At 69.7% G+C, this 19,791-nt stretch carries 16 protein-coding genes; 11 read left to right on the plus strand and 5 right to left on the minus strand.

Going from position 1 to position 19,791, the window contains the following annotated elements; genetic code table 11:
• Nucleotides 1-132: 132 nt before the first annotated feature.
• Nucleotides 133-3,306, plus strand: coding sequence for an isoleucine--tRNA ligase (gene ileS, locus QH470_RS28615; protein WP_280275460.1), 3,174 nt, complete (start codon nucleotides 133-135; stop codon nucleotides 3,304-3,306).
• A gap of 163 nt (nucleotides 3,307-3,469) precedes the next feature.
• On the opposite strand, the gene QH470_RS28620 is transcribed toward ileS, so the two are convergent.
• Nucleotides 3,470-5,113: a PucR family transcriptional regulator gene (locus tag QH470_RS28620; RefSeq protein WP_425302804.1), complete on the minus strand. Its 1,644-nt coding sequence runs from the start codon at nucleotides 5,111-5,113 to the stop codon at nucleotides 3,470-3,472.
• A gap of 78 nt (nucleotides 5,114-5,191) precedes the next feature.
• Here QH470_RS28620 and pruA point away from each other — a divergent pair, with 78 nt between their 5' ends.
• Nucleotides 5,192-6,844: an L-glutamate gamma-semialdehyde dehydrogenase gene (gene pruA, locus QH470_RS28625; RefSeq protein ID WP_280275462.1), complete on the plus strand. Its 1,653-nt coding sequence runs from the start codon at nucleotides 5,192-5,194 to the stop codon at nucleotides 6,842-6,844.
• Between the two features lie 31 nt (nucleotides 6,845-6,875).
• The gene (locus QH470_RS28630) at nucleotides 6,876-7,847 is read left to right on the plus strand and encodes a proline dehydrogenase family protein (RefSeq protein ID WP_280275463.1); all 972 of its coding nucleotides are present in this window, start codon (nucleotides 6,876-6,878) and stop codon (nucleotides 7,845-7,847) included.
• 72 nt (nucleotides 7,848-7,919) lie between these two features.
• On the opposite strand, the gene QH470_RS38340 is transcribed toward QH470_RS28630, so the two are convergent.
• Nucleotides 7,920-8,033 (minus strand): helix-turn-helix domain-containing protein, encoded by a 114-nt coding sequence (locus QH470_RS38340; RefSeq protein ID WP_425302805.1) that lies wholly within the window; start codon nucleotides 8,031-8,033, stop codon nucleotides 7,920-7,922.
• A gap of 26 nt (nucleotides 8,034-8,059) precedes the next feature.
• Here QH470_RS38340 and QH470_RS28635 point away from each other — a divergent pair, with 26 nt between their 5' ends.
• The gene (locus tag QH470_RS28635) at nucleotides 8,060-8,218 is read left to right on the plus strand and encodes a hypothetical protein (RefSeq protein ID WP_280275464.1); all 159 of its coding nucleotides are present in this window, start codon (nucleotides 8,060-8,062) and stop codon (nucleotides 8,216-8,218) included.
• 308 nt (nucleotides 8,219-8,526) lie between these two features.
• Nucleotides 8,527-9,072 carry a C40 family peptidase gene (locus QH470_RS28640; protein WP_280275465.1) on the plus strand — a complete coding sequence of 182 codons (546 nt, stop codon included), beginning with the start codon at nucleotides 8,527-8,529 and terminating at the stop codon, nucleotides 9,070-9,072.
• A 2-nt stretch (nucleotides 9,073-9,074) separates the two neighbouring features.
• On the opposite strand, the gene QH470_RS28645 is transcribed toward QH470_RS28640, so the two are convergent.
• Complete coding sequence (locus QH470_RS28645; protein WP_280275466.1) at nucleotides 9,075-9,953, minus strand: UTP--glucose-1-phosphate uridylyltransferase; 879 nt, start codon at nucleotides 9,951-9,953, stop codon at nucleotides 9,075-9,077.
• A gap of 269 nt (nucleotides 9,954-10,222) precedes the next feature.
• Between QH470_RS28645 and QH470_RS28650 the strand changes: the two genes are divergently transcribed.
• The 3 genes from QH470_RS28650 to QH470_RS28660 all read left to right on the plus strand — a co-directional run bounded on the left by QH470_RS28650 (nucleotide 10,223) and on the right by QH470_RS28660 (nucleotide 15,604).
• Nucleotides 10,223-11,566 carry a DNA polymerase IV gene (locus QH470_RS28650; protein WP_425302806.1) on the plus strand — a complete coding sequence of 448 codons (1,344 nt, stop codon included), beginning with the start codon at nucleotides 10,223-10,225 and terminating at the stop codon, nucleotides 11,564-11,566.
• Nucleotides 11,567-11,678: 112 nt separating this feature from the next.
• Nucleotides 11,679-12,179, plus strand: coding sequence for a WKL family lipoprotein (locus QH470_RS28655; protein ID WP_280275468.1), 501 nt, complete (start codon nucleotides 11,679-11,681; stop codon nucleotides 12,177-12,179).
• Nucleotides 12,180-12,337: 158 nt separating this feature from the next.
• Entirely contained in the window at nucleotides 12,338-15,604 is a 3,267-nt protein-coding gene (locus QH470_RS28660; RefSeq protein ID WP_425302807.1) for an arabinosyltransferase domain-containing protein, read from the plus strand.
• 14 nt (nucleotides 15,605-15,618) lie between these two features.
• Here QH470_RS28660 and QH470_RS28665 read toward each other — a convergent pair whose 3' ends face one another.
• Nucleotides 15,619-16,329, minus strand: coding sequence for a hypothetical protein (locus QH470_RS28665; protein WP_280275470.1), 711 nt, complete (start codon nucleotides 16,327-16,329; stop codon nucleotides 15,619-15,621).
• A complete protein-coding gene (locus QH470_RS28670) occupies nucleotides 16,317-17,273 on the minus strand; it encodes a hypothetical protein (RefSeq protein WP_280275471.1) in 957 nt (318 codons plus the stop codon). The genes QH470_RS28665 and QH470_RS28670 overlap by 13 nt, the downstream gene beginning before the upstream one ends.
• 104 nt (nucleotides 17,274-17,377) lie before the next feature.
• Between QH470_RS28670 and lspA the strand changes: the two genes are divergently transcribed.
• The 3 genes from lspA to QH470_RS28685 are packed head-to-tail and all read left to right on the plus strand — an operon-like array spanning nucleotide 17,378 to nucleotide 19,573.
• The gene (gene lspA / locus QH470_RS28675; RefSeq protein ID WP_280275481.1) at nucleotides 17,378-17,998 is read left to right on the plus strand and encodes a signal peptidase II; all 621 of its coding nucleotides are present in this window, start codon (nucleotides 17,378-17,380) and stop codon (nucleotides 17,996-17,998) included.
• Entirely contained in the window at nucleotides 17,995-18,921 is a 927-nt protein-coding gene (locus QH470_RS28680; RefSeq protein ID WP_280275472.1) for an RluA family pseudouridine synthase, read from the plus strand. The genes lspA and QH470_RS28680 overlap by 4 nt, the downstream gene beginning before the upstream one ends.
• The gene (locus QH470_RS28685; protein WP_280275473.1) at nucleotides 18,914-19,573 is read left to right on the plus strand and encodes a hypothetical protein; all 660 of its coding nucleotides are present in this window, start codon (nucleotides 18,914-18,916) and stop codon (nucleotides 19,571-19,573) included. Before QH470_RS28680 ends, QH470_RS28685 begins: the two co-directional genes overlap by 8 nt.
• Nucleotides 19,574-19,791 lie beyond the last annotated feature (218 nt).

Raw genomic sequence — 19,791 nt, forward strand, 5'->3', positions numbered from 1 at the left:
GCCGCACGACGGCGCGACGCCCGGACAAGCGGGGTGGTACCGCGGTCTCGGCGCACCGGCGCCGGAATCGTCCCCGTGCCCACCGGTTACGCGCCCCACCGGCGCGTCGGCACGAGGAGACCACTGCCCGACATGGCGGATCAGACATCCCCCAGCAACGCCGTCCCCGAGCCCGTCCCCGCCTATCCGCGCGCCGCTCTCGGTTCCGGTGGCCAGGTGTCGTTCCCCGACCTGGAGCAGCGCGTGCTCGACTACTGGGCCGCCGACGACACCTTCCGAGCCAGCGTCGAGAATCGTTCCAGCGCACCGGAGTTCGTCTTCTACGACGGACCACCGTTCGCCAACGGGTTGCCGCATTACGGCCATCTGCTCACCGGATACGTGAAGGATTTGATCCCGCGCTTTCAGACCATGCGCGGCAAGAAGGTCGAGCGGCGCTTCGGCTGGGACACGCACGGACTGCCCGCGGAAATCGAAGCGGAGAAGCAGCTCGGTATCACGGACAAATCACAGATCGATGAGATGGGACTCGCGGAATTCAATGCCGCGTGCAAATCGTCTGTGTTGCGTTACACCAACGAGTGGCGCGCGTATGTGACCCGTCAGGCCCGCTGGGTCGACTTCGACAACGACTACAAGACACTCGATCCCGACTTCATGGAGTCGGTGATGTGGGCGTTCAAGTCGTTGTACGACAAGGGGCTGGTGTATCAGGGCTTCCGGGTGCTGCCCTACAGCTGGTACGAGCAGACCCCGCTGTCGAACCAGGAGGCGCGCCTGGACGACGCCTATCGCATGCGGCAGGATCCGGCCGTCACGGTCGAGATGACGCTGACCGTGCCCGCGGACCACCCCCTGCACGAGCTGGACGGCGCGCACGCGCTGATCTGGACCACCACGCCGTGGACGCTGCCGTCCAACCTGGCGGTCGCCGTCCATCCCGACATCACCTATGTCCACGTCGAGGGCGGCGACGGCAAGCGGTATCTGCTGGCGTCGGAACGGGTTTCGCACTACGCCCGCGAACTGGGCGACGAGCCGCGGGTGCGCGCGGAGTATTCGGGCGCCGCGCTGGTCGGCCTGCGCTACCGTCCGCCGTTCGACTTCTTCCTAGGACACCCGAACGCGCACCGCGTCCTCGAGGCCGACTACGTGACCACCGACTCCGGTACCGGTGTCGTGCATCTCGCGCCGGCGTTCGGCGAGGAGGACATGGAGGTCTGCGCGGCCAACGACATCGAGCTCGTGCAGCCGCTGGACCAGGGCGGCAAGTTCACCTCGATGGTGCCGCCGTACGAGGGCCTGATGATCTTCGACGCCAACCCGGTCATCATCAAGGACCTCAAGACCGCCGGAAAACTGTTGCGGCACGAGACGATCGAGCACTCCTACCCCCACAGCTGGCGCTCCGGCCGGCCGCTGATCTACATGGCGGTGCCGTCCTGGTTCGTCGCGGTGACCAAGTTCCGCGACCGGATGGTGGAGTTGAACCAGGAGATCACCTGGGTGCCCGAGCACATCCGCGACGGCCAGTTCGGCAAGTGGCTGGAGAACGCGCGGGACTGGAACATCAGTCGTAATCGCTACTGGGGCGCGCCGATCCCGGTGTGGGTGTCCGACGATCCGGAGTATCCGCGCGTGGACGTGTACGGCTCGCTGGATCAGCTCGAGCACGACTTCGGCGTGCGGCCGAAGGATCTGCACCGCCCCGCGATCGACGAACTGGTGCGGCCGAATCCCGATGACCCTACCGGCAAGTCGATGATGCGGCGGGTGCCGGAGGTGCTGGACTGCTGGTTCGAGTCCGGGTCGATGCCCTACGCGCAGGTGCACTACCCGTTCGAGAACAAGGAGTGGTTCGAGGGCACCCACGACGAGAAGGCGCACAGCCCCGGCGATTTCATCGTCGAGTACAACGGGCAGACTCGCGGCTGGTTCTACAACCTGCACGTGCTGTCCACGGCCCTGTTCGACCGCCCGGCGTTCAAATCCGTGGTGGCGCACGGGATCGTGCTCGGCGACGACGGGCTGAAGATGTCCAAGTCCAAGGGCAACTATCCTGACGTCAACGAGGTGTTCGACCGCGACGGCTCCGACGCCATGCGCTGGTTCCTCATGGCGTCCCCGGTGCTGCGCGGCGGCAACCTCATCGTCACCGAGCGCGGCATCCGCGAGGGCGTGAGCCACGCGCTGCGGCCGCTGTGGAACGCGTGGACGTTCCTGCAGCTGTATGCGTCGAAACCCGGTGTGTGGCGCACGGATTCACCGCATGTGCTGGATCGCTACATCCTGGCCAAGCTGGCCGCGGCGCGGGACGCGATGACCGAGGCGCTCGAGGTCTACGACATCGCCGCCGCCTGCGACGAACTGCGCACCTTCGCCGACGCGCTCACCAATTGGTATGTGCGCCGGTCGCGTTCGCGGTTCTGGGACGAGGACCGCGACGCCATCGACACCCTGCACACGGTGCTGGAGGTGACCACCCGGCTGGCCGCGCCGCTGCTGCCGCTGATCACCGAGGTGGTCTGGCGCGGACTCACCGGGGGCCGCTCGGTGCACCTGACCGACTGGCCCGCCGCCACCGAGCTGCCGAAGGATCCGGAGCTGGTGTCGGCGATGGACGAGGTGCGTGCGGTGTGCTCGACCGCGCTGAGCCTGCGCAAGGCCCAGCACCTGCGCGTGCGGCTGCCGTTGTCGGAGCTGACCATCGCCGCGCCGGACGCGGACCGGCTCGCGCCGTTCACGGACCTGGTCGCCGACGAGGTGAACGTCAAGCGGGTCGATCTGACCACCGATGTCGCCGCGCACGGCCGGTTCGAGCTGGTCGTCAACGCGCGGGCGGCCGGGCCGCGGCTGGGTAAGACCGTGCAGACGGTGATCAAGGCGGTCAAGGCCGGGGAGTGGTCGGAGAGTCCGGCGGGTGTGGTCAGCGCGGCCGGTGTGGAACTGCTGCCCGAGGAGTACACCCAGCGGCTGGTGGCCGCCGAGCCGGAGTCCACCGCCGCGCTGCCCGGCAATGCCGGTCTGGTGGTGCTGAACTCGGAGGTCACCGAGGAGCTGGAGGCCGAGGGCTGGGCCCGCGACCTCATCCGCGACCTCCAGGAGACCCGCAAGTCCCTGGGCCTGGACGTCTCCGACCGCATCACCCTGGTCCTCGACGTCCCCGCCGCGCACAAGCAGTGGGCCGAAACCCACCGCGACCTGATCGCCGGGGAGGTCCTCGCCACCACTCTCACCTTCGGCGACCCGGGTCCGGACGCCGCCGAAGTGGCGGGGGGCGTGCGGGTTTCGATCACCAAGGCGTGAGACCCGGCCTGAGCGGACGCAGCCGAGTTCGCCGCGGCGGAAAATGTCGCGCGGCAACGATTTGCGTCCGCTCAGGCCGGTTCGGTGTGGCCCTGGTACTGGCAGCGCGCTCCCGCCATGCCGGGATGACGAGGGTGGGCTGAGTGCGGTCGTGCTGATGTCATCAGCCTGACTTCGCATTCCGGTGCGCGGCCAGCTGGATTTCCAGCAGGAGACGGTCGGGGGCGGAGCCGAGGTCGATGCCCATGAGCTGGGTGGCGCGGCGGATGCGGTAGCGGAGGGTGTTGGGGTGGATGCGTAGTTCGGCGGCGGCGGCGCGGACGTCGCCGCGGTGGGTGAGGTAGGTGTCGAGGCTGGCGCGCAGTTCGGCGGAGTAGGTGGTGTCGTAGTCGACGAGGGTGTCCAGGCGCGGATCGCGGAGCTCCGGGCGGTCGGCGATCACCGTGAGGATCTCCGCGAGCAGCACGGTGGTGCGAGAGCGGGCCAGCGTCGTGACCGGCTCGGCCGCAGGCAGATTCGCGGTGCGGTCCAGGACGCGGTCCACCTCGGCGCGCGCCCGGGACGCGTCGGCGAGCCCGGCGACCGGGGCGGCGACGGCTGCCCGCAGCGTCAGCCCGGACCCCTCGGCGAGCTGCTCGATAACCTGCCGGGTCCACGAGGTCACCCGGTCCACCGACCGGTGCTCGGGGAACAGCACGTACAGCCGGTCGCCGATCCGGGTGGTCACACAGTCCTGCCGGAAGGCACTGGCGTGCAAGCGAAGTGTGACCGTGCCGCGAGGCAGCGCTGCCGCCGCGTCCTTCGACCCGTGCGGGGCGAACCCGACCACCGCGGCCTGCCCGTCGGCCGCCATGGCGAATGTTTCGGCGAAGGCGGCGAGGTCGACGTCGCCGCCGTGCGCGCCGAGCAGCCGCTGGATCAGCAGGGCGTCGGTCGTCGGAGCGTGGCGCGTACGCCAGATCACCCGTGCCGCAATGGAAGCCGCGCCGCGCAGCACCCGGTCGCTGTCCGCGCGCAGGGGCTCGGTGGCCTCCTGCACCCAGATCGTGCCGAGTACGGCCGGTGCGCGCGGCCCGTCGCGCCCCGGCTCGCGGATCCCGATCGCCAAGCGCCGCCGCGTCTCCCATTCCGGCTGGGCCGGAACCTCCACGGGCTCACCGGAATTGCGCAGGCGATCGAATACGCCCGCGCGCTGCAACCAGTGCAGGTACCCGGCCGGGCCCTGCCGCCCCAGCACCGACAGCCGGCGCACGGCGTCGGCGGAGGCCGTGCTGTCGGCCGAGTACGCCAGCACCCGGGACTGGTCGTCCTCGATGGTCACCAGCCCCCCGGTCGACTCGCCCACCGACTGCGCCAGCCCGAACAGGTCGGTGTCGAGCGCGGGCACGGATTCCACGGCGGCCCGCGGCCCGTGTCCGGTGATCCGTTCGATCAGCGCGTGGACCATCTCCCAGCGGGCATGCGGATGCACCTCGACCAGCGCTATCCCGGACTCGTGGGCGGCTTCGCGCAACCGCGCCGAGACGCTCTTGGAGAACACCACCCGCGGCCGGTGCTCGGCCGGGCAGCGCTCGCCCAGGTCGCGCACCCAGCGCGTGGCATCGTCGTCACCCACGCCGACCTGCAGGTACACCTCCGGCAATGCCCGGCCGGGCGGCATGTCCATGGTCAGGTCGTCGATGTCCATGAACGCCACGGAACCGACCAGCACGTCCTCGCCGGCGGGCGCGTCCACCAGCGTGACGACGGAGCTGGTCAGCGCCGTCAGCACGTCCGACAGCGGTATGGTGTGGGTCACATCCCTCATTCAATCGGACGAAAGTTGCTTGCGCAATTCGTCCGATCGAACAATTCGCTCCCGGCGTGGATGGGGTTTATTTCCTGCATGGACGCGATCACCACGGTCCCCGCGCCGTCCAACGAACCCGTCAACTCCTACGCGCCCGGCACCCCGGAACGCGTCCGGTTGCGGGCCGCACTGCGCGAACTGGCCGATACCCCCACCGACATCTGTCATGTGATCGACGGCGAGCACCGCCCCGGCGGTGGCGCTCGCGTCGATGTCGTGCAGCCGCACGCGCACCGGGCGGTGCTCGGCAGCTTCGGCGTCGCCGAACCGGCCGACGCCCGGGACGCCGTCGACTCCGCCATGCGCGCCGCATCCGATTGGCGCGCACTGCCTTTCGACGAGCGCGCCGCGGTATTCCTGCGCGCCGCGGACCTGCTGGCCGGGCCGTGGCGCGAGACCGTCGCCGCGGCGACGATGCTGGGCCAGTCCAAGTCGCCGTATCAGGCCGAGATCGACGCGCCCTGCGAACTGGTCGACTTCTGGCGCTTCAACGTCCATTTCGCGCGGCAACTGCTGGCCGGTCAGCCCGAATCCGGCCCGGGTGTATGGAACCGCAGCGACTACCGGCCGCTGGAGGGCTTCGTCTACGCCATCACCCCGTTCAACTTCAGCGCGATCGCCGGAAACCTGCCCACCGCACCGGCTCTCATGGGCAATACGGTGGTGTGGAAGCCCTCGCCCACCCAGGCCCTCGCCGCCTATTGCACGATGCGGCTGCTGGAGGCGGCCGGGCTGCCGCCGGGTGTGATCAATCTGGTGCACGGGCACGGCCCGGAGGTGTCGGAGGTGGCGCTGCGTGATCCGCGGCTGGCCGGTATCCACTTCACCGGCTCCACCCGCACCTTCCAGCACCTGTGGCGGGAGGTGGGCGCCCATATCGACCGCTACCACGGGTATCCGCGGCTGGTCGGGGAGACCGGCGGCAAGGATTTCGTGCTCGCGCATCCCTCGGCCGACCCGGAGACGCTGATGACGGCGCTGATTCGCGGCGCCTACGAGTATCAGGGCCAGAAGTGCTCGGCCGCGTCCCGCGCGTTCGTCCCGCGCTCGGTGTGGAATCGCGTCGGGGAGGAGCTGATCGGCCGGATCGAGTCGCTGTCCTACGGCGATATCACCGATTTCGCGAATTTCGGTGGGGCAGTGATAGATCGGCGCGCCTTCGACCGCAATGCCGCCGCGATCGAGCGGGCCAAGGCGACGCCGGGCGTGACCGTCGCGGCGGGCGGCTCGTACGACGACGCCGTCGGCTACTTCGTGTCACCGACGCTGCTGCTCGGCGACGATCCCGGCGACGAGATGTTCCGCACCGAGTACTTCGGCCCGATCCTGTCGGTGCACGTATACGACGATTCCCGCCCGCATGCCTTCGACGAGGCGCTGCGCCTGGTCGACACCGGGGCCGCCTACGCGCTGACCGGCGCGATCATCGCCCGCGACCGCGCGGCCATCGAGAAGGCAAGCGGGGCACTGCGTTTCGCGGCGGGCAACTTCTACGTCAACGACAAGCCGACCGGCGCCGTGGTCGGCCAGCAGCCGTTCGGCGGCGCCCGCGCCTCCGGCACCAACGACAAGGCCGGTTCGCCGCTGAACCTGCTGCGCTGGGTCTCCCCGCGATCGATGAAGGAGACGTTCGTCCCGCCCGTGACGCACGAATACCCGCACCAGGCACCGGATTCGGAGCGGTCGTGAGTACGGCCACCGGGATACCCGTGGAGGAACGATGAACGCGTCCGCGCTGTCCAACCCGTTGCGCCCGGCGTTGCTGGCGGCGGCCCGCTCCCGCCGGGTCGAACGCGGCCTCACCCGGCTGCCCGCCACCGGTCGCATGATCGATCGCTTCGTGGCGGGGGAGACGCGGGACGCGGCGCTGTCCGCGGTGCGAGAGTTGTTGCGTGGCAATCGGTTCGTCACCGTCGACTACCTCGGCGAGGACACCGCCGACCCGGCGCAGGCGGACCGCGTCGTGCGGGAGTATCTCGGACTGATCGCGGCACTGGCCGAACTGCCGACAGGCGCCGCGGCGGGGCCGCGCCCGCTCGAGGTGTCGGTGAAACTGTCGGCGCTGGGCCGGGCGCTGCCCACCGACGGTCACGAGACCGCCCTGCGCCATGCCCGCGTCCTGGCTCGCGCCGCCGCGGCCGCGGGTATCTGGATGACGATCGACGCCGAGGACCACGCGACCACCGAATCGCGGCTGGCCATCGTGCGCGAACTGCGCCGCGACCACCCGGAGACCGTCGGCACCGTGCTCCAGGCATACCTGCGGCGCACGGCGGGCGACTGCCGCGTCCTCGCCGGCGAGGGCGCCCGGATCCGGCTGTGCAAGGGCGCCTACAGCGAGCCGGAATCCGTGGCCTTCCGGCACAAGCGGGAGGTGGACGCCTCGTACCTGGAGTGCCTGCGAATCCTCCTGGCGGGCAAGGGATATCCGATGATCGCCACCCACGACCCGGCGATGATCGAGGCCGCCGCGCTGCTCGCGACAGCCGTCGGGCGCGACCGCGACGACCTCGAATACCAGATGCTGTACGGCATCCGGCCCACCGAACAATCCCGGCTGATCGGCCTCGGACAGCACCTGCGCGTGTACGTCCCCTTCGGCGACCAGTGGTACGGCTATTTCGTCCGCAGACTCGCCGAACGCCCGGCAAACCTCATGTTCTTCCTCCGGTCGGCCGCGACGACGACCTGACGAGGTCGCGTAGCACCGCAATCGAGCACTGTGTCGACCGCGTGCTGGGCGTCGGCGAAGTCGGTGTATGGATCAGGCTGCGCCCGGCCTCTCGAATCGGGCGACGAAACGCAGCTCCAGCGCGTGAGCCAGCCGTTCGAGCATGCCGATGGTGGGGGTCCCGCCTCCCGACTCCAGCCGAGACACGTCGGGTTGGCGTAGCCCGGCGCGCTGTGCCGGCTGAGTTCGCCGACACCATCCGTAAACGTCGACTCGAACTCGGCCTCACGCAGACCCATGATCGCCCGGTGCTGGGCGCCGCGACGTTTGCGGTGGCCCGGTGGTCCGATCTCGTCGGCCGCCGCGTGCTGATGCTCATCGACGCCGTGTGAGCAATGCGGTATCGCGTCCTTCTCTCGTGTTGACACGCCGCTGACCTGGGGTGGAGGTGTGGGGGGAGAATTAGTTCTTGTGGGGCGCATGTGAATTGCGGTACAACAGCTATGTCACGGCAACTTTAAATGTCTCGTTGAGCTTCTGTGTTCTGTCCGTTCGACCACGCTGAGAAAACCGCACTGCCAGGCAAGCTGTCCGGATGAGATGCCCGTGGGGAAGCGGTCATCCCGTGCACTTCGTGTGTGCTGAGTAGTCGCCGGTCGCTCGCCGTCGGGGTGGTGTGCGCCGAACCGAAGGGCGAGCCATGGCGACAACTCCATCGCGCAACAGCATCGTTCGACTACTTCTCACCACGCTGACCGGCCTGATCGCCGTCTCGGTCGCCGCGGGAACCGCCAGCGGCGCCGACGACATCGGGAGCAGTTCCGGCAGCGCCTCGGGCTCGGGATCCGGCTCGGCCTCCGGTAGCGCCAGCGGCTCGGCGACCCTGCCGCTCGCCAGTCCGCGGGCGATGATCGCGCTGAACCTCGCCCAGACCCAGGTCGGCAAGCCGTACGAATGGGGCGCCACCGGGCCCCTCACCTATGACTGCTCCGGACTGGCGGTGTGGTCGTTCCGGCACGTGGGCATCATGCTGCCGCGCACCACCTGGCAGCAGGCGGCGGCGGGCAGCGCGGTACCGCTGGGCTCGATTCAGCCCGGCGACATCGTCATCGTGAACGCCGACGGTTCACACGAGGGCATCTACGCCGGCGGCGGGCAACTGCTCAACGCGCACTCGGCGGGCGTCGGGGTCGTGCTGACGCCGCTCAGCGAATTCGACATCTACGCGATCCGCCGGTTCTACTGACGTCAGTCGTGCACCAGCCCGCGCAGCACCGGACCGTACTCCGGATGGGTGAGGGCCGAGGCGAACTGGGCGACCAGATAGTCGGCGGGATTGCCGGTGTCGTACCAGTTGCCCTGGATGACCTGGCCGTACACCGCGTTGGAGGCGGCGAACACATTGATCGCGTCGGTCAGGTAGACCTCGCCGCTGCGGTGGGTGTACCACGCGGCGACCTGCTTGCGCAGCTCCTCCACGATGCCCGGGGTGACGACGTAACCACCGATCGCGGCGTAGGCCGAGGGCGCGTCCTCCGGCTTCGGCTTCTCGACCAGACCGGTGATGCGCATCAGCCCGTTGTCGAAGGTCTCCTCGACCACCGGCACGCCGTAGCGCGTCGAATCGGCGGCATCCATGGGCAGCAGCGCCAGCACCGGGGAGTGCGTCTTGTTGTAGGCGTCGATGAGCTGCTGGGCGCGCGGCACGTCCGCGACGAACACGTCGTCGGGCCACAGCACCAGCATCGGCTCGTCGCCCAGGGTGCGGGCGGCGTTGAGCACCGGCGTGCCGTTGCCGTACGGGCCGTGCTGGTCCAGATAGGTGATGTGGCCGAGGCGGCCGAGTTCGCCGACCTCCTCCACCGCGTCGGCGTAGGCGGTCTTGCCGTCGGCGCGCAGCTGTGCCACCAGCGCCGGATTGGGCCGGAAGTGGTCCTGGATCAACGACTTTCCGGCACTGACCACGATCGTGATGTCGGTGATGCCCGAGGCCACCAGCTCCCGCACGGTGTGTTCGATCACCGGCTTGTCGCCGACGGGCAGCATCTCCTTGGGGATGGCCTTGGTCAGCGGGAGCAGGCGGGAACCGATACCGGCGGCCGGGATCACGGCCTTTCGGATGCTCATGATCCGATCATCACATACTCGGGTCGCCGATCATGTCGGTAGCCGCGCGTAGATTCCCTGTCATGGACGCTGCCCCCGACTCGGCTACGGCATGGCTCGTGCCTGGTCAGCGGGCATCTGCCGGGGTAGTGCGCGGTCCCGGCGGCGCGGCCGGGCGTGGCCGCGATTCGCAGGAACCCGCCAGCAATTTGCCAGTCCGGGGAACCACCCTGGCACCCGGTCGTGCGGCTCTCGAGGCGTCGGCGCGGCGCTGGGTGCTGCACATCGATATGGATGCCTTCTTCGCCTCGGTGGAGCAGCTCACCCGTCCCACGTTGCGCGGGCGGCCCGTCCTGGTCGGCGGCATCGGCGCGCGCGGCGTGGTGGCCGGGGCCAGCTACGAGTCCCGGGTGTTCGGCGCGCGGTCGGCCATGCCGATGCATCAGGCGCGCCGGCTGGTGGGCGTCACGGCGGTGGTGGTGCCGCCGCGCGGGGTGGTCTACGGCGAGGTGAGCGGGCAGGTGTTCGAGGCCCTGCGCTCGCGCATACCGGTGTTGGAGACGCTGTCGTTCGACGAGGCATTCGGCGAGCCCGCCGAGCTGGCCGGCGCCACCGCCGCGCGGGTGCTGGAATTTTGCGAGGAGTTGCGCGCGCTGGTCCGCGAGCGCACCGGGCTGGTCGCGTCGGTGGGCGCGGGCACCGGCAAGCAGCTGGCCAAGATCGCCTCCGGGCTCGCGAAACCCGATGGGGTGCGGGTGGTTTCACCGGCCGAGCAGCAGCAGCTGCTCGCCGCGCTGCCGGTGCGCAAGCTGTGGGGTATCGGCCCGGTGGCCGAGGGGCGGCTGCGTTCGCTGGGCATCGAGACCGTCGGCGCGTTCGCGGCGCTGCCCGAGCAGGAGGCGGTGTCGCTGCTGGGCGGCAGCGTCGGCGCGGCCCTGCACCGCCTGGCCCGCGGCCTCGACGACCGCCCGGTCGCCGAGCGCGCCGAGGCCAAACAGATCAGCGCCGAAACCACTTACGAGAGCGACATAGTCACCCTCGCCCAGCTCCGCCCGGCGATCGAGGCGATGGCCGCGGCCGCGCACCGGCGCCTGATCGCCGACGGCCGCGCCGCGCGCACGGTGGTACTGAAGCTGAAGAAGGCGGACATGAGCATCGTGACGCGTTCGTTCACGCTGCCCTACGCCACCGAGGAACCGGCGACGCTCACCGCGGCCGCGCTGCGCTCGGCCATCGACCCGGGCGAGCTGGGCCCGATTCGCTTGGTGGGCGTGGGTTTCGGCGGCCTGTCCACGGTCCGGCAGGAGTCGCTGTTCCCCGAACTGGATCAGGCGCTGGCGGCGTCGGGTAGCCCCGGCGCGGCGCGCGAGCCCGATTCGGCAAGCGCGCTCGACGAATTCGTCGCACCCGAGCCCGCGGTTCCGCCCGCCACCCGTTCCTACACCACCGAATTCTGGTATCCCGGGCGCGATGTCGCCCATCGCGAGCACGGGCACGGCTGGGTGCAGGGCTCCGGACACGGCCGCGTCACAGTCCGTTTCGAGACACGCTCGACAGGACCGGGTCCGGCGTATACCTTTCACGCCGACGATATCGACCTCGCCCCGGCCGACCCGCTCCTTAGTCTTCGTTGAATTTCGGCGGGTAGCGTGAGGCCACTCGTGCGGCGCCGCCGGTCGGGCGGCTGCTGTCACGTGCACGGTACAGACCAACCTCGAACGTAAAGGACGAGCATTGAAGCTTCAGATGACTGGACGCATCGCGGTCGCCACGCTGGCCGTCGTGGCCGCGCTCGGCATGTCCGCCTGCGGCAGCGGCGACAAGAACGAGGGTTCCAAGCCGAAGAGCTCGAGCAAAGCGGCCGCCACGTCGGTGCAGAACGTGCCGCCGGTGCCGACCGTCGAGGAGCTGAACACCGAGCTGTCGCAGGCGCTGGACCCGAACGTTCCCGCCGAAGAGAAGATCCAGTACCTCGAGGACGGTCAGGAGGCCCTGCAGAAGGACCCTGACATGATCAAGAAGCTGACCGACGCGTACCAGCAGAACAACGCCAAGATCGAGGTGACCAACGTCACATACCTCGGCGGCGACACCCTGACCGCGAAGGCCAACTTCTCCGTCAACGACGGTGCGCCGAGCGAGGCCAGCGTGCCGTTCATCGCGCAGAACGGCAAGTGGGTCCTGCAGAAGAGCTGGGCCTGCGCCGGAATCCAGAACCTCGGCCAGGCCTCGCCCGCCTGCTCGTAACTTTCCGTCGCCCGACGGGGCCGATGTCCGGCGTGGCATCGGCCCCGTTCGCATGTCCGCCGAGCGCGTGGGGAAGCTAAGCGCAGGCTGAGAATCCCGTGCGCGATTTCTCCGGTCACGAATGCGTCACGCTACGATCGGCCCCCGTGACGGACACGATGGTGAGGGCGGACGAGGCGCCCGCAGCGGGCGAGCAACCTCGGGCCACCCGGCCGCGACACGGAGGGTGGGCCCAGCCGGTGGCCCTGATCGCCGGTGTGCTCGCGGCCCTGTTCGCCGTCGCGGTGCCGCTGCTGCCCGTCCACGTGGACAAGACGACGCTGTCGTGGCCGCAACAGGATTCGACCCGCAGCATCACCGCGCCGCTGGTGTCCTACGCGCCCTTGACCTTCGACGCCACCATTCCCGGCGCGACGCTGCAGCAACTCGCCGAACGTGGCGGCCTGGCCGCGGCGACCATGCCCGCGACCGCGCCCGACCTGGAGAAGTACGGTTTCGTCGCGCGGGTGCGGCCCGCGCAGGACGACCGGCCGGCGCTGTTCGAGGTGATACTGCGCAGCCAGTCGATGTTCAGCGTGCCGCTCGCCGAACTCTCCGACGCGGCGCTGGTGGTCCACTCCGACCACTCCTCGACCACGGCCGAACTGCGCGGCACCGGCGCGAAACCGGCGGTGCTGTACGGCGATTTCCGGCCGCAGCTGGTGGGGGTGTTCAGCGATCTGCCCGCCGCGGGCGGCACCACGGTCACCGCGGAGGTCGACAGCCGGTTCTCGGTCGTGCCGACGATCGCCAAGCGGGCCGCCACGGTGCTGGCGGTGGTGCTGGCCCTGGTCGCGCTGGCGGCGCTGTTCCGGCTGGACCGGTTCGACGGACGCCGGGTGCGCCGGCTGCTGCCGCAGCGGTGGTGGACGTTCACCCGCGTCGACACCGTCGTTCTCGGCGCGCTCGTGGTGTGGCATTTCATCGGTTCCACCACCTCCGACGACGGCTATCAGTTCGGCATGGCCCGCACCTCGCTGGTGTCGGGTTACATGGCGAACTATTTCCGGTTCTTCGGCGTGCCCGAAAACCCGGTCGGCACACCGCCGTACGACGTGATCGCGCACATGACCGAGATCAGCACCGCCAGTCCGTGGATGCGGCTGCCCACGCTGCTGGCCGGTGTCATCACCTGGCTGGCGTTGAGCCGGGAGGTGATCCCGCGGCTCGGGGTAGCCGTGCGCCACGACAAGGTGGCGGTGTGGACGGGGGCGCTCGGTTTCCTCGCGGTGTGGCTGCCCTACAACAACGGCCTGCGCCCGGAACCGGTGATCGCCGTCGCGGTACTGCTCACCTGGTGTTTCGTGGAGCGTGCGATCGCGACGCGACGGCTGCTGCCCTACGCCATCGCCATTTTGATCGCGGCATTCAGTCTCACCGCGGCGCCCTCGGGCGTCATCTGCCTCGCGCCGTTGCTGGCCGGGGCGCGCTCGGTGGTGCGGTTCGGCGTCGGCCGGGCCCGTGAACTCGCGAATCCCACTGGGGTACCGGGGGATTCGAAGGTCTCGTGGTGGTCGTGGACCAAGGCGTACGGCGCGCTGCTGGCGCCGCTGGCCGCCGCCGGAACGCTGGTGCTGGTCTTCGCCTTCGGCGTCGAGCCGTTGTCGGCGATGTTCGAGATGAAGCGGGTCCACAACGCCGTCGGTCCCTCGGTGCCGTGGTACGACGACTACCTGACTTACCAGTGGCTGTTCATGCCCACCGCCGACGGTTCGATCGGGCGCCGGTTCGGCATTGTGGCGATGTGGCTCGGCCTGCTGGTGTGCGCGTTCGTGGTGCTGCGCAAGGGCGGGCGGATCCCGTTCGTCGCGGCCGGACCGGCGAAACGCCTGCTGGGCATCACCTTCGGCGCGATGGTGCTGATGGCGACCGTCCCGACGAAGTTCACCCACCACAACGGCATCTACGCCGGCCTGGCGGGCGCGGTCGCGGTCGTGACCGCGGTGGCGGTCGGGCCGCGAGTGATGCGGGCGCCGCGGTACCGGGCGCTGTTCGCGGCGATCGTGGCCATCGCGATGGCGCAGATCTTCACCAGCGTCAACGAGTGGTGGTACGTCTCCAGCTACGGCATTCCGTGGTGGGATCAGGCGCCGTCGGTGTTCGGCGTGGGGCTGAGCAAGATCTTCCTGATCATCGCCGTGCTGTGCCTGGCGCTGGCCGCGTGGTGGCATGTGCGGGCGCCGGAACCCGGTACGCCGCACCGCATTTCGCCGCGCGCCTGGCGGCTGGCGAAGATTCCGCCGCTGACCCTGGTCGCGGCGCTGATCGTGCTGTTCGAGGTGGCGTCGTTCGCCAAGGGCGCGGTCACGCAGTATCCCGCGTACTCGCTGGCGCGCTCGAACGTCGACGCGGTGCTCGGCAAGCCGTGCGGGCTGGCCAACGACGTACTGGTCGAGACCGACCCCAACGCCTCCATGCTGGCGCCGCTCTCGGGCGACCCGATGACCACGTTCGCCGGGAGTTCGACCGAATTCCTGCCCAACGGCGTCGGCGATCTCACCCCCGACGACCAGCCCGCGGGCAACAGCAGCAGTATCGCCAACGCCTTCAACGACAAGTCCGACGGCAGCGCCGGCACCCAACTCGGCGGCGCGCCACTGCCTTTCGGGCTGGCGAACGGCACGCCGGAGCTCGGCACCGCCGGTCAGCGGGCCTCGGCCGAACTGACCACCGGCTGGTACAAGCTCCCGGATCCGACCGACCGCAGCGGCATCGTGGCGATCACCGCGGCGGGGCGGTTCCGGGCGATCACCCAGGACGGTTCGATCATGCCGGGGCAGCCGGTCGAGATCGAGTACGGCACGTCGGATTCGGCGGCCTCAGCGCAGGCGCTGGGCAAGGTGACGCCGATCGATATCGGTCCGGCCCCGTCGTGGCGCAATCTGCGGGTGCCGCTGGACCAGATCCCGGCGCAGGCCGACGTGATTCGCATCGTCGCCAAGGACAAGTCGCTCGACCCCAAGCAGTGGATGGCGTTGACCCCACCGCGGATACCGCGGACCCAGACCATCGATCAGCTGATCGGCTCGAACGATCCGGTGCTGCTGGATTGGGCGGTGGGCCTGCAGTTTCCGTGCCAGCGCCCGTTCGACCACAAGGACGGCATCGCCCAGATCCCGGGCTGGCGCATCCTGCCCGACCGCCCCGCCGCCCACGACACCAACCTGTGGGAGGGCCACGACGGCGGCGGCCCGCTCGGCTGGAGCCAGCAGCTGTTGCGCACCGAAACCCTGGCCACCTACCTCCGCGACGACTGGAGCCAGGACTGGGGCGAACTCCAGCGCCTGACACCCCGAGACCCCGCCGCCGCCCTCGCCGACCCCGCGGTCACCCAGGTCACCCACTCGGGCCTGTGGAACCCGGGCCACATCAACACCGCCTGGTAAACGGCGGAAGCGGGTCAGGCTCCGGGGACGCCCCGGAGCCGCTGCGCCTGCTTCGCGGTGAGGTCGGCGAACGCGGCGGAATCGATGGGCTGGGGCGCGGTCTCGGCGAGCTGGGCCACGGTGCTGCCCACCAGGATCAGGGCCGCGGACGAGTACAGCGTCATGCCCTCGCTCGTGGTTCGCACCTGGAAGGCGACGGAGGCGTCGCCGGTGCGGGGCAGTTCGAGGGCGCTGACGCGGTAGTCGACGGCGACACCGTCCGCGTCGGTGCCCGAGTAGGCGGTGCACCGGCGCAGCAGGTCCTGCACCGCGGAGAAGGCCTGGGCCGCACCGTTGTCCGGGTAGCTCGCGGCGTCGATGTCGACACTGGCGAAATCGGCGGTCGCGTAACCGGCCGCGCCGCGCGCGCTCGCTCCGGCGAACTGCTCGCCGACGGCGGCCAGCACCTTGGCGCATTCGGGCGGTTCGGTGCGGGACCGATCCTGCGGCGTCGCACCGTTACCGGGCGAGCCGTCGTCGAGACGGGTGTATCCGGGGGGCAGGTCGGCCACGGTCAGCAGCCTCGCCTGCAACTGCGCGGAATCGGTGATGGCGGGCGCCGTGATCGACGGCGGCGTCACCGCCGAAATCGGGTTCGAGGCCGAATCCGCATGCTGGGAGCCGCATCCGGCCGCACACAGCGCCGCACCCGTCAGCAGGGCGCCGGCTCGCGTCAGTCGCCCCATCGCACCTGCGTGCGGATGTTCTGCCGGAGCAGCACTTTGGTGCGCGGCTCGCGGTAGGAGAGGTGGCCGCCGATGTTCACCGAGCCCGAAACCGGCAGCGGCAGACCGAGATCCACGGTGATGGTGCCGGTTCCGTGCATCAGGTAGTCGACGATGTCGAGCGAACCGGTGTTGTTGGGCAGCTGCCAGGCGTCGGACTGCGGGGTCTGGGTGATGTCGAGGGCGATCGTGAGCAGGTTCCCCTCGCGCTGGGTGAGCGTCGCCGTGGTCACCTGGTCGACCTCGTTGGGTTGCACATCGTTGGACACCTGCTGGCGCACCGTCCACACCGCGCCCACGCCGACCGGGTCGGGCGGGAACGCTATGGAGCGGTACACCGTCTGGTAGAAGGTCCGCTCCAGGGCCGCGCGGGCGGCGTCGTCGGTGGTGGGCGCGGTTTCCAGCCGGAGCCGGGTGATGGCGCCCTCCGCGTTGATGTCGAACCCGGCGTGCGAGCCGTCGGCCGACTGCAACTCCTGCGCCAGCGACGGATCCGGGGAGGTGACGGCGCCCAGCGTCAGATCCACGCCCTTGCGGCTGGTCTGCGCCGTGAGCGGGATGGTGACCGCGGGCGGCGAGAAGTCGCGCACCGCCTGGCCGTTGATCTGCTGCTCGATGTGATGGTCGGTGCGCAGCGTCACCTGCTGGGAGGTACCGATCTCGTAGCCGGGCCGCAGCAGCGAGCGCGGTTCGGCGCCGGGATCGACCACCGAGGTCACCGTCGCGGAGATCGGCACGGTGACCTCCTTGCCGAGTCCGGTCGGCTCCACATCGGGGTCGGCCGTGGACTCCGTGCTGTCGCTGCAACCGACACCCAGTGCCGACAGTGCGACCGACAGCACCACCAGCAGCACGCCCGACCGGACGGACCGGGCGGTCGAGGGGGGAGAAGACAACACCGTCACGCCGAACAGAGTACGACCGGTTCCTGAAAATCAGCTGGGACCGGACCGGTGGCCGGACCCGGTGCACCCGGCGACCGACGAGGCCGCTATTCCTATAGGGGATGATGTCAGCTGTGAATACCGACCGGCCGAGCGATCAACACCCCGACGAGCACGACGAGTCGCCCCGGGACGTGGCCGCCACCGCGGTCCCCGCGCCTGCCCGCCGCCTGCCCGCGCTGCTGCTGGTCGCCGCCGTGATCTTCGCGCTCGATCTCGGCACCAAGGCGCTGGTGGTGGCGAAGATGACGCCGGGTGAGCCGATTTCGGTCATCGGCGAGGTGGTCCGGCTGACCCTGGTGCGCAACGCGGGGGCCGCGTTCTCGATGGCTACCGGCATGACGTGGCTGCTGACGCTGGTCGCGGCGGGCGTCGTGATCGGCGTGATCCGCATCGGGCGGTCGCTGCGCTCGCTGGGCTGGACGATCGGGCTGGGACTGGTGCTCGGCGGCGCCTTCGGCAATCTGGTCGACCGGTTGTTCCGCGCGCCCGGTCCGCTGCAGGGGCACGTCGTGGATTTCATCTCCGTCACCAAGTGGTGGCCGGTGTTCAACGTGGCCGACTCGGCGATCGTGTGCGGTGCGATCCTGCTGGTGGCGCTGACGCTGTTCGGTTTCGAACCCGACGGCACCCGCGCCCGGCACTCGGACGGCAAGGCCGAGTCGACGACGGGGGAGCAGGCATGAGGGAGACCCGGGCCATGCCGGTGCCCGACGGGCTCGACGGCCTGCGCGTGGACGCCGGATTGTCGCGCCTGCTGGGCTTGTCGCGCACGGCCGTCGCCTCGCTCGCCGAGGACGGGGCGGTGCAGATCGACGGTGTGCCGGCGGGCAAATCGGATCGGCTGGTCGGCGGGACTTGGCTGGAGGTCGAGTTCCCCGAGCCGAAGCGCGAACTGCGGGTGGAGGCGACGCCGGTCGAGGGGATGAAGATCCTCTACGCCGACGACGACATCGTGGCGGTCGACAAACCGGTCGGGGTGGCCGCCCACACCGGCGTCGGCTGGTCCGGGCCGACCGTGGTGGGCGGGCTGGCCGCGATGGGCTACCGCATCTCCACCTCGGGTGCGCACGAGCGCCAGGGCATCGTGCACCGGCTCGACGTCGGCACCTCCGGGGTGATGGTGGTGGCGCAGTCCGAGCACGCGTACACGGTGCTCAAGCGGGCGTTCAAACAACGCACGGTCGACAAGCGGTATCACGCACTGGTGCAAGGACATCCGGATCCGTCCAGCGGCACCATCGACGCGCCGATCGGGCGGGCCCGCGGCAACGAGTGGAAGTTCGCGGTGACCGCGGACGGCCGCCCGAGCGTCACCCACTACGACACCGTGGAGGCGTTCCAGGCGGCGAGTCTGCTCGACATCCACCTGGAAACCGGTCGCACACACCAGATCCGGGTGCACTTCTCGGCGATCCGCCACCCCTGCTGCGGCGACCTGACCTACGGTGCCGACCCGCGGCTGGCGGAGCGGCTGGGACTGGAACGGCAGTGGCTGCATGCCCGCGCGCTGAGCTTCGCGCATCCCGCCGACGGCCGGTGGATCGAGATCACCAGCGAGTATCCCGCGGATCTGGAGCACGCCCTCGGCGTCCTGCGCAATGCGTAACAGCCTGCGCCGGACCGCGATAGCCGGTGCGGTGGTCGCCGCCGTCGTGCTGATCGTGGCGCTCGGCTGGGCGATTCCGCCCCGCGCCGCGATCGTGTCCACCGATCGCCTGGGGCCGGAGACGGACGAGCGGGTCGCCGATTACCTTGCGCGAGCGAGGGATTCGCTGACCGGCGCCGACACGGCCGAGCGCTGGGCGCTGGCGTCGTTCGACACCGGCACGGCCGCCGGACGGTTGCCGGAACAGGCTGCGGGACTGCGGATTTCGCAAGTCTTGTACCACGTCCCCCTAAATCGGGTGTACACGCCGGTGACCGCTGTCCCCGTCCCCGCCGGTGACGCCGCGGCGATCGGGTCGATCCGGGCCGCCGCGGGCGCGATGGACTACGCCCAACCCGCCGACGAGCGCGCCGCCCGCACCGCCGCCGTGGTGGCCGCCCGCCTCCACGCGGACTGTCCCTGCGCAGTCGGCGTAGTCGTCCGAGGTCGGCTCACCCAACTCCGAGACCTCGCCTCCCACACCGGAATCCGAGCCGTCGAGGCCCTACCCCCGGACGCCGCCGCAGGCGCCTTCGCGGTAGTCCCCCTGCTACCCGAACAACTCGACACCATCACCCCAGGCCCGGACGACGGCCCGGTTCCTGATCGGTAGGCTCACCGCGCGCTATAGGTCATGCGACCAGCTGTCACGCCGACATTTTCCACTCATTCCGCCGCGTCCCCTGTCGTCATTCCGCCGTGTTCTCCTGTCATCTCGCCGTGTTCTCCTGTCATCTCGCCGTGTTCTACAGTCATAAAGCCGTGTTCTCCAGTAATATAGCCGTGTTAAACAGTAAAAAACCCCATTTAAAAATTAAAAAAACCCCTGTT

Origin of the sequence: Nocardia wallacei (genome assembly GCF_029868745.1) — a bacterium.
In the GTDB taxonomy this organism is placed as follows: Bacteria; Actinomycetota; Actinomycetes; order Mycobacteriales; family Mycobacteriaceae; genus Nocardia; species Nocardia wallacei_B.